Here is a 14863-nt window from a genome sequence, read left to right as displayed (position 1 = left end):
TGACAAAGCCAGTCAGCACGGCGTCAGAGTGATTCTGCCAATGTCGTCTCATCCGGGCAACTCGCCCCTATCCGATCACAGGAGTTAACGATGAAACGCACTCTTCTCTTCACCGCTGCCCTCGGTGCCGCTGTCGGCGCTTTCTCCCTTGGTGCCGCACAGGCGCAGGGCCCCGCTGGCAATGGGAATGGCGGCGGCGGGCAGTCGGGCGGTCAGGTCATCCTGCCGCAGAAGAATGCCACGCAGACCAAGTCGCAGAACCGCGAGACCTACGAGTACCGGAACGAATATCGCAACCAGTACCGCTACGGCGAGTCCGAGGGCGAGTCCGGCATGCCGTCGAACTACCGTGAGGAAGTTCGCTACATGAATCAGGCACGCGAGCAGTGGAAGAAGATGGGCGAGGTCATCGGTTCCGAGCTGGACTGATGAGCGAAGGAGCGGCCAGTCGGGTCTGAGGCCCTTTGGTACGCTTCGGATACTGCGGGCTGGCGGCGAGATTCGCCGCCGCCCACCTGACACTCGACCTGAGTGCCCTACATTTGGGAGGCGTCCCCCTCGCGACCCCTCTCATCCCGAACACCTCGCGAGAGCCATGGTCACCGGCCGCAAACACGCCTGACCTGAGCCGCGGGGTATCGAGCGAGCTTTGTTGTGCCGTCCCCACACCCCTCACAAAGCTCGCTCGATCTCCCTTTTGAAGACGAGCCGGACCGGTCGATGCGCGAGTCATTCGGGCCTTCGATGCGGCGCGTGACCAATTTTCTTTCAGCCCTCAAAGCCTGCTCTCATTTGCCATTTCGGCGCCGAGGCATCGCTTGTCTCTCCCCTCTTCGGAAAAATGTTTGACAGAAATTTGGAACGTTCCTATTAATATTTGGAACGTTCCTAAAAGGCTGAGTCCTTTGGGTGTGCCGATTGCGGTTTTGTCCCGCGTTGGCAATTTGGATGGGGAGAAACGAACAATGGGCACGATCGTCAGTGCATCGGAAGCAGTGGGGAAAATCGCGGATGGCGCTATCATCACGGTGTCCTCGTCTTCGGCATTGGGCTGCCCCGATTCCGTGCTCAAGGCGATCGGCGAGCGCTTCGATCAGGAGCAACATCCGCAGAAGCTGACCATGATCCATCCGATCGCCGCGGGGGACATGTACGGTGTGAAGGGCATCGACCATATCGCCAAGGATGGTCTTCTCGACACGGTTCTGGCCGGGTCCTATCCGTCGGGGCCTTCCAGCCTGCCGATGCCGGAAATCTGGAAGATGGTCGTCGAGGATCGGGTGACCGCCTATAACGTGCCCTCCGGCATCCTGTTCGACATGCATCGCGAAGCGGCTGCGCGGCGTCCGGGGGTGATGACCAAGGTCGGTCTGAAGACCTTCGTCGATCCCGAGCGCGAGGGCTGTGCGATGAACGATCGCGCAGCAGGTGCGCCCATCGTGCGCCGGGTGGAGTTCGACGGCGACACCTGGCTCCATTTCCCGAATATCTACCCCGATGTCTGCATCCTGCGCGCAACCACCGCCGATGAGCGCGGCAACCTGACCTATGAGCACGAGGGCGCCTATCTCGGCGGGCTCGAGCAGGCGATTGCAGTGCGCAACAATGGCGGGCTGGTGATCGCGCAGGTGGAGCGCGTCACTGCGGCGGGCTCCCTGCGTCCGCATGACGTCCGCGTGCCGGGCCATCTCGTGGATTACGTGGTCGTGGACGAAGATCAGAAACAGACCTGCGAGACTCCCTACGATCCGGCGATCTCGGGTCAGGTGATGCGTCCGTGGGCGAGCTTCGAACTGGCCGAGCACGGCATCGAGAAGGTGATCGCACGGCGCGCGGCGATGGAGCTGCGCGGCGGCATGACGGCCAATCTCGGCTTCGGGATTTCGGCGATGGTGCCGCGCATCCTGCTCGAGGAAGGCCATCCCGACGCGGTCACCTGGGCGATCGAACAAGGCGCGGTGGGCGGTATGCCCCTGACCGGCTTCGCCTTCGGCTGTGCGTCGAACGCCGATGGCTACGTGCCCTCGCCGCAGCAGTTCATCTATTTCCAGGGCGCCGGATTCGACATGTCCTTCCTGTCCTTCCTCGAAGTCGATGTGGAGGGGAACGTGAATGTCTCCAAGCTCGGCAAGAAGCCCTACCTGACCGCTGGCTGCGGCGGCTTCGTCGATATCACCGCCCATGCGCGCAAGATCGTCTTCTCGGGCTGGTTCGAGGCCGGGGCGCAAATGGAGATGGACGCGACCGGCATCCGCGTCCGTGCGCCCGGCAAGTTCACCAAGATGGTGGACCGGGTCGAGCATGTGACCTTCTCCGGCGCGCGTGCGCGCGAGCAAGGGCAGGAAGTGCTCTATATCACCGAGCGCTGCGTGATGCGGCTCGATGACAAGGGGCTCATCGCGACCGAAATCATGCCGGGGATCGATCCCGAGCGCGACATCGTCGGCGCCTCCGAGGGGCGGGTGCGTGTGGCGGAGAATGCCGTCACCATGTCCACGAAGCTTCTCGCCGATGCCCCGATGGGGTGGACGCCATGAGCGATGTTCACCTGATCGTCGACGGCGCGGCGGCGGAGCTGCGCCTCGACAACCCGGCAAAGATGAACGCGCTGACGGTCGAGATGCTGAGCGCGCTCGAGGCACATCTCGATCGGATCGAACGCGATGTCGAGATTCGCTGCGTGTTGGTGAGCGCCGAAGGCGACCGGGCCTTCTGCACCGGGGCGGATATCAACGGTTGGGGCGATCTGAGCCCGGCCCAGTTCGCGCGGCATTGGGTCCGCGACGGACACCGGATCTTCGACCGGCTGGCGCGCCTCTCGAAGCCGACGATTGCGGCGCTGAACGGGCACGCCTTCGGGGGCGGTCTCGAACTTGCCGCAGCCTGCGACCTTCGGGTCATGGCACCCGGCGCCAGCCTTGCCCTCCCGGAAGCTGGCGTCGGGATCGTTCCCGGTTGGTCGGGCACGCAGCGGCTGATGCGTCTGCTGCCCGAACCGATGGTGAAGGAGATGGCGCTTTTCGGTCACCGGGTGAAAGCCGAGCGGGCTTTGGCGGTCGGCTTCGTGGCCGCGGTCTCCGACGATCCGCGCGCGGCAGCGCAGACCCTGATCGACCGTGCGCTCGGGCTGTCGCCCCGCGCCGTCGAAATCACGAAATCGATGATCCATGTCGCGGCGGGTGAAGATCGCGGTGCCATGGCTGAGGCGCTCGGAAGTGCCGCCATTTCGGCCAGCGAAGATCGCGCCGAAGGGGTCACCGCTTTCCGCGAGAAACGCGAACCTAATTTTTCGGGACTTTGAACATGACCGAGCTGAACCTGATCTCCGCCGTCGATGCGGCGATCCCCGCAGAGCCCTTCATCTGTCGTCACCTGATCGCGGGCGAGTGGCGCGACAGTGCCTCCGGCGAGACCTACGATCGGATGTCCCCGGCGCATGGCTGCCTCGTGAGCCGCGCGGCGCTGGGCGCCGAAGCCGATGCGGAAGCCGCGATCGTCGCGGCGCGCGAAGCGTTCGACAGCGGCGTCTGGAGCCGGATATCGGGCAAGGAACGCGCCACGATCCTGCTGCGCGTCGCCGATCTGATCGAGGGCAATGTCGAGCGCATGGCGCTGCTGGAAACGTTCGAAAGCGGCAAGCCGATCTCGCAGTCGCGGGCCGAAGTGTCGGGCGCCGCGGATCTGTGGCGCTACGCGGCCTCGCTGGCGCGCACCATGCATGGGGACAGCCATAACACGCTGGGGCCGGACATGCTCGGCGTCGTCGTGAAAGACCCGATCGGCGTCGTGTCGATGATCACGCCGTGGAACTTCCCGTTCTGGATCCTGAGCCAGAAGCTGCCCTTCGCGCTTGCCGCCGGCTGCACCACGGTTATCAAGCCGTCCGAGCTGACGCCGTCGACCACGGTGATGCTCGGGGAGCTGCTGTTCGAGGCCGGGATGCCCGCGGGCGTCGTGAATATCGTTCTGGGCTACGGGCCTGCCGTGGGCGGCCTGATGTCGACGCATGAGGCCGTGGACATGGTGACCTTCACCGGCTCGACCGTGGTCGGCAAGGCAATCTCGGCGGCCGCGTCGAGCACGTTGAAGAAGGTCGCGCTGGAGCTTGGCGGGAAGAACCCGCAAGTCGTGTTCCCCGATGCCGATATCGAGAGCGCGGCCGATGCGATCACCTTCGGCGTCTATTTCAACACCGGGCAATGCTGCAACTCGAGCAGCCGGATCATCGTCCATGAAGATATCGTGGACGAGGTGGTCGAGCGCGTGGTGGAACTGTCGAAGCGCGTGGCTTTCGGCGACCCGCTCGATCCGCGCACGCAGGTCGGGGCGATCATTTCCGTCCAGCATCAGGGCAAGATCGACGACTACGTTCGCGCGGCCGTCACTGAAGGCGCCGAGATCGCGCTGGGTGGCGGGCCGATGACCGTGCCGGGTCTCGAGGGGCAATTCTATCAACCCACCATCGTGCGCGGCGTCTCGCCCGAGATGGCGATCGCCCGCGAGGAGGTCTTCGGACCGGTCCTCTCCGTTTTGACCTTCAGAACGATGGACGAAGCGGTAGCGCTAACGAATGATGCCAGCTACGGTCTGTCTGCGGGCGTTTGGAGCGAGAACGTCCACACCTGCCTCGAGTTCTCGACGCGGGCGCAGGCGGGCACTGTCTGGACGAATACCTGGATGGACGGTTTCCCGGAATTGAGCTTCGGCGGGGTCAAGCAATCCGGTCAAGGGAGAGAGATCGGACGCTACGGCCTCGAGGAGTTCTTCGAGATCAAGACGCTCGTGATGCGCATCGGTCGCACGCGTGAGCCTTGGGTGAGACCCGAATGACCTGATCGGTCGCACGGGAGGAGAAGTGTAACGACAACGCAGAGGGAGGAAAATCATGCGTAGTTACATCGGACGGACACTGAAAATGGCGAGCGTTCTGGCGCTCGTCGCAGGTTCGGCACAGGCGGAGGATGTGGAGGTCCTTCACTGGTGGACTTCGGGCGGCGAAGCAGCCGCGCTCAACGTCCTCAAGGACGATCTGCAGAAAGAAGGCATCGGCTGGAAGGACATGCCCGTCGCAGGTGGCGGTGGCCAAAGCGCGATGACCGTGCTGCGTGCGCGCGTCACCTCGGGTGATCCGCCGACCGCGGTTCAGATGCTCGGCTTCGACATCTCGGACTGGGCGCAGCAAGGTGCGCTGGCCGATCTCGACAAGGTCGCGGCCGATGGCAACTGGGATGCCGTGGTGCCTGCGGCGCTGCAGAAGTTCTCGAAATATGACGGCCACTGGGTCGCGGTTCCGGTGAACGTGCACTCGACCAACTGGGTCTGGTCGAACAAGAAGATGCTCGCCGATCTCGGGATCGAAGAGCCGAAGACCTGGGACGAGTTCATCGCTGCGATGCAGAAGGTGAAGGATTCCGGGAAGATCGCGCTCGCCGCGGGCGGCCAGCCCTGGCAGGAAGCCACGATGTTCGATGGCGTCGTGCTGTCGGTCGGTGGCCCCGAGTTCTACAAGAAGGCCTTCGTCGATCTCGATCCCGAAGCGCTCGGCGGTCCGCAGATGGTCGAATCCTTCAAGCGCATGGAGCAGCTTCACAGCTTCGTCGACCCGAACTTCTCGGGCCGCGACTGGAACCTCGCGACCGCGATGGTCATCAATGGCGAAGCCGCCTTCCAGATGATGGGCGACTGGGCCAAGGGTGAATTCCTGCGGGCCGGCAAAGAGGCCGAGGTCGATTTCGGCTGCTTCCGCACCCCGGGGACCGCAGACGATGTGACCTTCAACTCTGACCAGTTCGCGATGTTCAAGGTGGGCGAGGATGCGCAGGCCGCGCAGGACGCGATGGCGAAAGCCGTGATGTCGCCGTCGTTCCAGATCGCCTTCAACACGGTGAAAGGCTCTGTTCCCTCGCGCACGGACGTGTCGGACGAAGAGTTCGACGCCTGCGGCAAGAAGGCGATGGCTCAGCTGAAATCGGCGAGCGAGAACGGCACGTTGCTGGGCTCGATGGCGCATGGCCATGCTGACCCGGCTTCGGTGAAGAACGCGATCTATGACGTGGTGACGGCGAATTTCAATGGCGACTATGACGCCGAGACCGCCGCCAAGGAACTCGTCAAGGCGGTGTCGCTGGCTCAGTAAAAGGCTCTCGGGCCGGTCGACCTGACCGGCCCGTATCCCCACCCGTCCGTCTCATTTCCCCAAAGGAGAGAGCAATGGCCCGTCCGGTCCAGTCAGACTTGCGTACCCGGCTTCAGGAATGGATTCCGAAGATCGTCCTCGCGCCCTCTGTCGCGTCTATGTTGATCTTCGTCTACGGCTTCATCGTTTTCACCGGTTACCTGTCGTTCACGAACAGCCGAATTCTTCCGAGTTTCGACCTTGTCGGGTGGCATAATTACTGGCGGCTTTTCCAATTGCCGACCTGGACGATCGCGGTCCAGAACCTTGCGATCTTCGCCTCGCTCTACATCGCGATCTGTATCGCGATCGGCCTCACCCTCGCGATCTTTCTGGATCAGAAAATCCGCGGCGAGGGGATGTTGCGCCCGATCTTCCTCTATCCGATGGCGCTTTCGTTCATCGTGACGGGCACGGCGTGGAAATGGCTTCTCGATCCGGGCATCGGCATCGAACATACCCTGCATCTCTGGGGATGGGAGAGCTTCCATTTCGGCTGGATCAAGAGCTCGTCCATGGCGATCTACACGGTGGTGATCGCCGCGGTCTGGCAAAGCTCGGGTTTCGTCATGGCGATGTTCCTCGCCGGGCTGCGCGGCATCGACAACGAGATCCTGAAAGCGGCACAGATGGATGGCGCCTCGAACTGGAACCTCTATCGCCGCATCATCATTCCGCAGCTTCGGCCCGCGTTCCTGTCGGCCTTCGTCATCCTCGCGCACCTCGCGGTCAAATCCTATGACCTCGTCATCGCGCTGACCGGTGGCGGCCCGGGCCGGGCAACCGAACTGCCCGCGACCTTCATGTATTCCTACACTTTCACCCGCAACGAGATGGGCGTGGGCGCAGCGTCGGCGGTTATCATGCTGATGACCATCGCCGCGATCATGATCCCCTATCTCTACGCTGAACTGAAGGAGCCGAAGTAATGTCCGGCGCCGTCGATACCGGGGTCGCGATCCGCACAAATCGCGTGACCCGCACCTTCATCTATCTTTTCCTGCTGCTGTTCGCGCTGTTCTACCTGCTGCCGCTCGCGGTGATGCTGATCAACTCGGTCAAACCTCTGAGCGAGATCACGGGTGGCAACATGATGGCGCTGCCCGATGTCTGGACCTTCGAGCCCTGGCGCGAAGCCTGGTCCTCGGCCCAGATCGGCGTTCAGCCGACCGGCCTGCGCCCCTACTTCATCAACTCGATCCTGATCGTGGTTCCGGCGGTGGCGATCTCGACCATCATGGGCGCGCTCAACGGGTACGTGCTGACCAAGTGGCGGTTCCGCGGCGACACGATCCTCTTCGGGATGCTGCTGTTTTCGTGCTTCATTCCGTTCCAGATCGTGCTGATCCCGATGGCGCGGGTGCTGGGCATGATCGGGCTCGCAGGCTCGGTGCCGGGGCTGATCCTCGTCCACGTCGTCTACGGGCTCGGCTTCACGACGCTTTATTTCCGCAACTACTACTCGGCCTTCCCGACCGAGCTGGTGCGCGCGGCGCAGATCGACGGGGCCGGGTTCTTCCGGATCTTCTACCGCATCCTGCTGCCGCTGTCGGGGCCGATCATCGTGGTCACGATCATCTGGCAGTTCACCAATATCTGGAACGACTTCCTGTTCGGGTCGTCCTTCGCCGGGCAGGCCAGCCAGCCGATGACCGTCGCCTTGAACAACCTCGTTCAAAGCTCGACCGGCGTGAAGGCCTACAACGTTCACTTCGCGGGTGCGATCCTTGCGGCGCTGCCCACTCTCATCGTCTACATCGTCTCGGGGCGCTTCTTCGTGCGCGGCCTGATGGCGGGCTCAGTCAAGGGGTAATGCCAATGGGTCTCCTCGATATTTCAAACGTCACCAAGTCCTACGGCGCGGTCGAAGTGCTGCACAGCGTCGACATCTCGGTCGATGAAGGTGAATTCCTCGTGCTGGTCGGCCCGTCCGGCTGCGGTAAGTCCACGCTTCTGAGCATGATCGCGGGGCTGGAAGGGATCACCTCCGGCGAGATTTCGATCAAGGGGCGCACCATGAACGGTGTGCACCCGTCGAAGCGCAACATCGCGATGGTGTTCCAGTCCTACGCGCTCTACCCGAACATGACGGTCGGCCAGAACATCACTTTCGGTCTCGAGATGCATGGCACGCCCAAGCCCGAACGCGAGGACGCGATGAACCGGGTGGCGGAGATGCTGCAGATCGACAATCTGCTCGACCGCAAACCGGGGCAGCTTTCGGGCGGTCAGCGCCAGCGCGTCGCGATGGGCCGTGCGCTGGTGCGCGACCCGGATGTGTTCCTGTTCGACGAGCCGCTGTCGAACCTCGACGCGAAACTGCGCGTCGACATGCGCACCGAGATCAAGAAGCTGCACCAGAGCCTTGGCACCACGATCGTCTACGTCACCCACGACCAGATCGAGGCGATGACGCTCTCGACCCGGATCGCAGTGATGAACAAGGGCTATGTGCAGCAGCTCGGCACGCCGAAGGAAATCTACGACACGCCCTCGAATGTCTTCGTGGCGACCTTCATGGGTAGCCCTGCGATGAACGTGGTGCCTGCGCGGATCGTGGTGAAGGACGGTGCGCCGCATGCCGCCGTGACGGGCCATGACGGGGTGGAGCAACTGCTCAGCTTCCCGCAGCCCAATCTCGCCGCGTGGGACGGGCGCGAAATCCTTCTCGGGATCCGGCCGGAGACGATCACCGATCCGGAGGGGGCCGATCGCAACGCCGACCATGTCGCGTCGCTGCGCAACCATATCGGCGTCACCGAGCCTGCCGGGTCCGATACATTCGTGACGATGACGCTGGGCGGGCGCGACGCCATCGCCCGGATGCGGGCCGATGTGACCGTGCGGGCGGGCGAGGTCTTCGATTTCGCCGTCAACATGGACAAGGCGGTGGCCTTCGATCCCAAGACGGAGGAGCGCATCCAGCCATGAGCGATGCCGACGTCATCATCATCGGCTCGGGCATGGGCGGTGCCACGACGGCGGCGGCACTGGCCCGGACGGGGCGGCGCGTGCTGGTGCTCGAGCGTGGCGAACGCCTGCCCGACACGCCGGACGCGCGCGACCCGGACGCGATCTTCGCGCGCGGTCATTACCGGCCCGAGGAAACCTGGCTCGATGGCGATGACGTGCCGTTCAACCCCGGCAATTACTACAATGTCGGCGGCAATTCGAAATTCTACGGCGCCGTTCTGATGCGCTACCGCAAGGCGGATTTCTCGCCTGTCGCGCATCAGGGCGGGACCACGCCGGGCTGGCCGATCGCCTATGACGAGATCGAGCCGTTCTACCAGAAGGCCGAGGCGCTCTATCAGGTGCGCGGTCAGCTTGGAGAGGACCCGACGGAGCCGCGCCATTCCGGTCTCTACGCCCATGCGCCGGTCCCGGACGAACCAGATATCGTGGCGCTTCGGCGGCGGCTGAAATCGGTCGGGCTGCACCCGTCTTCCCTGCCGCTCGGGGTCGATATCGAGCGTTGGCTCGCGCATGGGAAAACGCCTTGGGATGCGTTCCCCGATACCTGCGGCGGCAAGATGGATGCCGAAAGCGTCGGTCTGGCGACGGCGCTGAAAGCCCCGAATGTGGAGCTGATGACGGGCGCGCGGGCGCGGCGTCTGATCGTCGATGCCGAGAACCGCATCAGCGGGGTCGAGATCGAGAAAGACGGGCAGACGCAGACACTCACGGCGTCGGTCGTCGTGCTCTCCGCCGGCGCGGTGCAAAGCGCGGCCCTCTTGCTCGCTTCTGCGAATGAGCGTCATCCGACCGGGCTGGCGAACGGCTCCGATCAGGTCGGGCGCAATTTCATGAATCACAACTGCTCGGCCGTTCTGGCGCTGCATCCGCTGCGCCGGAACCGGGCGGTCTATCAGAAGACGCTGGCGATCAATGATTTCTACCTGTCGGGCGGGGCGAATGGCGCGCCGCTGGGCAATATCCAGCTGCTCGGCAAAATCTCCGGTCCGATCCTCGCCTCGGCCTCGCCGCTGCCGCGTCCGGTGGCGAGCTGGATCGCCAACCGCTCGGTCGACCTTTATGCGATGTCCGAAGACCTCCCCAATCCCGAGAGTCGCGTGACCCTCAAGGACGGCAAGATCCGGCTCGACTGGAAGCGCTCCAATTGGGAGACCCATCTCGAACTCGTCGCCATGCTGCGCAGAAAGCTACGCGCTGCGGGCTACCCGATCGTGCTCGCGCGGCCGTTCGACCGGCAGACCCCGTCGCATCAATGCGGGACGGCGCGGATGGGTAACGATCCGGCGTCGAGCGTCGTCGATACGTTCTGCCGCAGCCATGACCACCCGAACCTGTTCATCGCCGACGCGTCCGTCCTGCCGACCTCGGCTGCCGTGAACCCCGCCCTTACCGTCGCGGCGCTCGCCCTGCGCGCGGCCGAGCATATCGAACAGACAGAGCTTGCCGCCTGAGCCACCCGGGCTGCGGCGAGAGACTTGGCCAAAGGAGGCCAGCATGAAGACGACTTATGATTTCATCATTATCGGCGGCGGTTCGGCAGGCTCGGTGCTGGCCGGGCGTCTCTCCGAGGACCCGTCGGCTGACGTGCTGCTGCTCGAGGCGGGCGGCAGCGATCGCCACCCATTCTATCATCTGCCCGCGGGCTTTGCGAAGATGACCAAGGGCATCGGCAGCTGGGGCTGGGAAACGGTTCCGCAGCGGCACATGCAGAAGAAGGTCTTTCGCTACACGCAGGCCAAGGTGATCGGCGGCGGCTCCGCGATCAACGCGCAGGTCTATACCCGCGGCAATGCGCGCGATTACGACGAATGGCGTCAGATGGGATGCACCGGCTGGGGCTACGAGGACGTGCTGCCCTATTTCCGCAAGGCCGAGGATAACGCGAGCCTCGAGAACCGGTATCACGGCAAGGGCGGCCCGCTCGGCGTGAGCGATCCGCGCGCGCCCCTGCCGGTCTGCGAGGCCTATTTCGAAGCGGCCGCCGAGCTTGGTATTCCGCGCAATTACGACGTGAACGGCGAGAAGCAGGACGGGGTCGCCTATTACCAGCTGACCCAGCGCAATGTGCGCCGCTCCTCGGCTGCGATGGCCTATGTCGCGCCCAACCGTCACCGCGAGAACCTCACGGTGCAGCTGGGTGCTCAGGTGCGCCGGATCGTGGTCGAGAATGGCCGCGCGACCGGGGTCGAGCTTGTCGATGGCACGCAGCTTCGGGCGGAAAGCGAAGTGCTGCTCTGTTCGGGGGCGATCGGCTCGCCGCGGCTCTTGCAGCTGTCGGGGATCGGGCCGGCGGACGAGCTGGCCTCGCTCGGGATCGATGTCGTCTTCGACCAGCCGGAGGTGGGGTCCAATCTGCAGGATCACCTCGACCTTTATTGCATCAGTGAGCTTTCCGGCCCCTATAGCTACGACCGTTATGCGAAACCGCATTGGGCGGCGCTGGCGGGGCTGCAATATCTGTTCGGACGCAAGGGGCCGGTGGCGTCGTCTTTGTTCGAAACCGGTGGCTTCTGGTATGCCGATCCCGAGGCGCGGTCCCCGGATCTGCAGTTCCATCTCGGGCTCGGGACCGGCATCGAACACGGCGTCGTCTCGATGCCGCAGGGCGGTATCACGCTCAATTCCTGCTATCTGCGCCCGCGCTCGCGCGGCAGCGTCCGCCTGCAAAGCGACGATCCGGCGAAGGCGCCGCTGATCGATCCGAACTACCTGCAGGATCCGCTCGATCGCGAAATGTCGATCCGGGGGCTGAAGCTGACGCAGGAAATCCTGTCGCAATCGCCTCTGCGCAAATATATCCTCGCCGAGCGCCTTCCGGGGCCCGATGTCCGAACCGATGAGGATTACTTCGATTTCATCTGCACCCATTCGAAAACGTCGCATCACTGCGCGGGGACATGTCGCATGGGCGCCGATCCGGGAGCTGTCGTAGACCCGACATTGCGGTTCAACGGGATCGAGGGGCTGCGCGTCGTCGATAACTCGATCATGCCGCGCGTGATCTCGTCCAATACCAACGCCGCGGCGATCATGATCGGCGAGAAAGCCGCCGATATGATCCGCGCGTCACATGGAGGCTGACATGACAGTGCGCCACATCGTTCTCGTCAAATTCAAACCCGAGCTGAGCGAGGAAGAGATCGCGCCGCTCTGGGAGGAGCTGCACGCGATCGAGGGCAAGGTGGACGGGCTTGGCGCGATCTGCGCGGGCCGCTCCGAGAGCCCCGAGAAGATCGAGCGCGGTTACATGCATGGCTTCACTGTCGATTTCCGCGACTGGGAGGCGCTCGCCGCCTATCAGGAACATCCCGATCACCGGGCGCTCGGTGCGAAGCTCGTCGCCAACGCCCAAGGCGGGATCGACGGCATCCTCGTCTTCGACCTTGAGATCGCGGCTCAGCCGCAGGGGGCGTGACATGGCGCCGAGCGACCGCAGACCGACGATCATCGACGTGGCCCGCAAGGCCGGGGTCTCGAAATCGACCGTCAGCCTCGTGATCCAGAACAGCCCCCTGGTGAAGCAGAAAACGCGCGAGCAGGTGCAGGCTGCGATGACCGAGATCGGCTATGTCTATAACCGGGCGGCGGCCAATCTGCGCAGCGCCGGGGCCGGGCTCGTCGGTCTCGTGATCAACGACCTTCGCAACCCGTTCTTCACCGAATTCGCGACATCCGTTCAAATGGCGTTGTCGAGCCGCGGCTATGCGGCGGTCGTGGCCAATACCGACGAAGACCCGCAGCTGCAGGCGCAGGTGGTCGAGGCGATGATCGAGCACGGCGTCTCCGCGATGATCCTGTCGCCCGCCTATGGCGACGAGGCGCTGAGCTTCGAGGCGCTTCAGCGGGCGGGCATTCCGGCGATGCAGGTGCTGCGTAAAGTCGAGATGCGGACCGAGCTCTTCCCCTTCGCCGCGCCGGATTATCCGAACGGGACGCGCATCGCGACCGAGCATCTTCTCGAACAAGGCGCGAAGCGGATCGCTTTCGTGGGCGGTCTGGAAGGCCGGGCCGTCACGCAGGAACGTATGGCGGGTTATCTGAGTGCGATCGAGATGGCCGGGCTCGAGCCTCATGTTCTGACCGGCAGCGCGAGCCGCGCCTTCGGCAGGCAGGCGGCGCATGAGTTGGCGGACGACCATCCGGAGGTGGATGGCGCGGTCTGCTTCAACGATCAGGTCGCGCTCGGGATGATTTCGGGCTGCGCCGAGATCGGGCGCAATGTCGGCCGTGATCTGCGCATCGTGGGCTTCGATGACATCGAGGAGGCGGCCCATTCCTGGCCCCCGCTCAGCTCGGTGCGCTGCGACATTGACGGCTTCGGGAAGCTTGTCGCCGAAACGATCCTGGCCTGGCTCGAGAACGACAAGGTGCCGGCGCCGGAAATCCGCACGCCGGTCTCGCTGGCCATACGTGGATCGAGTGGCGAGACGCCTGCGGGCTGAGACGACAGGGAGACGGGAGGCCCGCCCGTTCGGACGAAACAGAGACGAGACCGCGCGGAGAGACACCGGCGCGAACAGGAGAGGAGTGTTCAAATGACAGAGATCCGCGTTGCCGTGCTCGGCGCTTCGGGGTGGATGGGCAAAGTCCACACGATGGCCTATCAGACCTTTCCGCATTTCTTCGGCACCGAAGGTGGCACGGCGCGCGTCGTCACCCTCGTCGATCGCAATCCCGCCGCCGCACCGGAACTCGCGAAGCGGACACCCGGCGCGCGGATCGTTCAGGACTGGCGCGAGGTGATCTCCGATCCCGAGGTCGATCTCGTGGATATCTGTCTTCCTGACAACCTGCATTACGAGGTTGCGAAAGCCGCGCTCGAAGCGGGCAAGCATGTCTTTTGCGAAAAGCCGCTCGCGGAATCCGCCGAGGAGGCGCGCGAGCTTGCCGATATCGCGAAGGCGCGCGGCCTGATCACCCGCGTCGGTCACGCCTTCCCGCGCAACCCCGTCCACGATCTCGCGAAGGAGATCATCGATGCGGGCGAGATCGGCGAGATCACGATGTTCAAAGGGTGCCAGCATGTCGACATGTATGGCGACCCGATGGTGCCCTATATGTGGCGCGCCGATGGGACGCTCGCGCCCACCGGGATCGTCGGGGATACCGGCAGCCATGTCTTCAGCTTCATGGAATTCCTCGTCGGTCGCGTCTCGTCTCTGATCGCCAACAACATCATCGTCACGCCGCGCCGTCCCAAGATCGAAGGGCTGGGGCTTGGTGAGACGGCAGAGCTGACCGGCAGCGAGGAATGGGCCGATATCACCAATCCCGACGCGACCCAGCTTCTGTGCACATTCGAGAACGGTGCGAACGGGATCGTGGATTTCAGCCGTGTCGCGACTGGGCGCAAGTTCATGCAGACCTACGAGATCTACGGCACGAAAGGCAGCCTCGCCTATACGTTCGACGAGGTGAACCGGCTGCGCTTCTACACCAATGCCGATCCGATCGGGCGCCGCGGCTACCGCGAGATCGATGTCGGGCCCGAGCATCCGACCTACGCGGCCTTCCTGCCGCTGCCGAATTTCGCGCTCGGCTATAACGAGACCAAGATCATCGAAGCGGCGGAGGTCATCCGCTCCATCGTCTCTGGCAAGGCGATGTGGCCGACCTTCGAGAGCGGACATCACATCACCCAGATCGTCGACGCCTGCATGAGCTCGTCCCGGCAACGCGCCTGGGTCGACATTCCGCAGAGCTGATCGCACC

Annotated in this window: 13 protein-coding genes; all 13 read left to right on the top strand. The window is 63.9% G+C overall.

Going from position 1 to position 14863, the window contains the following annotated elements; all coding sequences use genetic code 11:
* The first annotated feature begins 90 nt into the window (after positions 1 to 90).
* The 13 genes from AXZ77_RS18620 (at position 91) to AXZ77_RS18560 (ending at position 14856) form a co-directional block, all read left to right on the top strand.
* Positions 91 to 429, top strand: coding sequence for a hypothetical protein (locus AXZ77_RS18620; protein WP_098412289.1), 339 nt, complete (start codon positions 91 to 93; stop codon positions 427 to 429).
* A 536-nt stretch (positions 430 to 965) separates the two neighbouring features.
* Positions 966 to 2537 (top strand): acyl CoA:acetate/3-ketoacid CoA transferase, encoded by a 1572-nt coding sequence (locus tag AXZ77_RS18615; protein WP_098412288.1) that lies wholly within the window; start codon positions 966 to 968, stop codon positions 2535 to 2537.
* The gene (locus tag AXZ77_RS18610) at positions 2534 to 3301 is read left to right on the top strand and encodes an enoyl-CoA hydratase/isomerase family protein (RefSeq protein WP_098412287.1); all 768 of its coding nucleotides are present in this window, start codon (positions 2534 to 2536) and stop codon (positions 3299 to 3301) included. Before AXZ77_RS18615 ends, AXZ77_RS18610 begins: the two co-directional genes overlap by 4 nt.
* Positions 3302 to 3303: 2 nt before the next feature.
* Positions 3304 to 4830, top strand: coding sequence for an aldehyde dehydrogenase family protein (locus AXZ77_RS18605; protein WP_098412286.1), 1527 nt, complete (start codon positions 3304 to 3306; stop codon positions 4828 to 4830).
* A gap of 55 nt (positions 4831 to 4885) precedes the next feature.
* Entirely contained in the window at positions 4886 to 6136 is a 1251-nt protein-coding gene (locus tag AXZ77_RS18600) for an ABC transporter substrate-binding protein (protein WP_078541536.1), read from the top strand.
* A 74-nt stretch (positions 6137 to 6210) separates the two neighbouring features.
* Positions 6211 to 7104 carry a carbohydrate ABC transporter permease gene (locus AXZ77_RS18595; protein WP_078522163.1) on the top strand — a complete coding sequence of 298 codons (894 nt, stop codon included), beginning with the start codon at positions 6211 to 6213 and terminating at the stop codon, positions 7102 to 7104.
* Positions 7104 to 7988, top strand: a complete 885-nt coding sequence (locus AXZ77_RS18590) for a carbohydrate ABC transporter permease (RefSeq protein ID WP_078541537.1) — start codon at positions 7104 to 7106, stop codon at positions 7986 to 7988. Before AXZ77_RS18595 ends, AXZ77_RS18590 begins: the two co-directional genes overlap by 1 nt.
* Positions 7989 to 7993: 5 nt before the next feature.
* The gene (locus tag AXZ77_RS18585; RefSeq protein ID WP_098412285.1) at positions 7994 to 9106 is read left to right on the top strand and encodes an ABC transporter ATP-binding protein; all 1113 of its coding nucleotides are present in this window, start codon (positions 7994 to 7996) and stop codon (positions 9104 to 9106) included.
* Positions 9103 to 10602 carry an FAD-dependent oxidoreductase gene (locus AXZ77_RS19805; RefSeq protein ID WP_098412284.1) on the top strand — a complete coding sequence of 500 codons (1500 nt, stop codon included), beginning with the start codon at positions 9103 to 9105 and terminating at the stop codon, positions 10600 to 10602. The genes AXZ77_RS18585 and AXZ77_RS19805 overlap by 4 nt, the downstream gene beginning before the upstream one ends.
* 43 nt (positions 10603 to 10645) lie before the next feature.
* Entirely contained in the window at positions 10646 to 12232 is a 1587-nt protein-coding gene (locus AXZ77_RS18575) for a GMC family oxidoreductase (RefSeq protein ID WP_098412283.1), read from the top strand.
* 1 nt (position 12233) lies between these two features.
* Complete coding sequence (locus tag AXZ77_RS18570) at positions 12234 to 12566, top strand: Dabb family protein (protein ID WP_098412282.1); 333 nt, start codon at positions 12234 to 12236, stop codon at positions 12564 to 12566.
* Between the two features lies 1 nt (position 12567).
* Positions 12568 to 13593, top strand: coding sequence for a LacI family DNA-binding transcriptional regulator (locus AXZ77_RS18565; RefSeq protein ID WP_098412281.1), 1026 nt, complete (start codon positions 12568 to 12570; stop codon positions 13591 to 13593).
* Between the two features lie 93 nt (positions 13594 to 13686).
* Positions 13687 to 14856: a Gfo/Idh/MocA family protein gene (locus tag AXZ77_RS18560; protein WP_098412280.1), complete on the top strand. Its 1170-nt coding sequence runs from the start codon at positions 13687 to 13689 to the stop codon at positions 14854 to 14856.
* The last annotated feature ends 7 nt before the right edge of the window (positions 14857 to 14863 follow it).

Origin of the sequence: Thioclava sp. ES.031 (assembly GCF_002563775.1) — a bacterium.
Taxonomy (GTDB): Bacteria; Pseudomonadota; Alphaproteobacteria; order Rhodobacterales; family Rhodobacteraceae; genus Thioclava.
Note: the sequence above shows the minus strand (reverse complement) of the source record. Positions and strands in the feature narration are given on the sequence as shown.

What these genes read in the sequence shown, in the direction of transcription:
- AXZ77_RS18575 (WP_098412283.1), top strand. Translation starts at nt 10,646, where the DNA reads ATGAAGACGACTTATGATTTCATCATTATCGGCGGCGGTTCGGCAGGC.
- AXZ77_RS18595 (WP_078522163.1), top strand. Translation starts at nt 6,211, where the DNA reads ATGGCCCGTCCGGTCCAGTCAGACTTGCGTACCCGGCTTCAGGAATGG.
- AXZ77_RS18620 (WP_098412289.1), top strand. Translation starts at nt 91, where the DNA reads ATGAAACGCACTCTTCTCTTCACCGCTGCCCTCGGTGCCGCTGTCGGC.
- AXZ77_RS18560 (WP_098412280.1), top strand. Translation starts at nt 13,687, where the DNA reads ATGACAGAGATCCGCGTTGCCGTGCTCGGCGCTTCGGGGTGGATGGGC.
- AXZ77_RS18610 (WP_098412287.1), top strand. Translation starts at nt 2,534, where the DNA reads ATGAGCGATGTTCACCTGATCGTCGACGGCGCGGCGGCGGAGCTGCGC.
- AXZ77_RS18615 (WP_098412288.1), top strand. Translation starts at nt 966, where the DNA reads ATGGGCACGATCGTCAGTGCATCGGAAGCAGTGGGGAAAATCGCGGAT.
- AXZ77_RS18565 (WP_098412281.1), top strand. Translation starts at nt 12,568, where the DNA reads ATGGCGCCGAGCGACCGCAGACCGACGATCATCGACGTGGCCCGCAAG.
- AXZ77_RS19805 (WP_098412284.1), top strand. Translation starts at nt 9,103, where the DNA reads ATGAGCGATGCCGACGTCATCATCATCGGCTCGGGCATGGGCGGTGCC.
- AXZ77_RS18600 (WP_078541536.1), top strand. Translation starts at nt 4,886, where the DNA reads ATGCGTAGTTACATCGGACGGACACTGAAAATGGCGAGCGTTCTGGCG.
- AXZ77_RS18585 (WP_098412285.1), top strand. Translation starts at nt 7,994, where the DNA reads ATGGGTCTCCTCGATATTTCAAACGTCACCAAGTCCTACGGCGCGGTC.
- AXZ77_RS18605 (WP_098412286.1), top strand. Translation starts at nt 3,304, where the DNA reads ATGACCGAGCTGAACCTGATCTCCGCCGTCGATGCGGCGATCCCCGCA.
- AXZ77_RS18590 (WP_078541537.1), top strand. Translation starts at nt 7,104, where the DNA reads ATGTCCGGCGCCGTCGATACCGGGGTCGCGATCCGCACAAATCGCGTG.
- AXZ77_RS18570 (WP_098412282.1), top strand. Translation starts at nt 12,234, where the DNA reads ATGACAGTGCGCCACATCGTTCTCGTCAAATTCAAACCCGAGCTGAGC.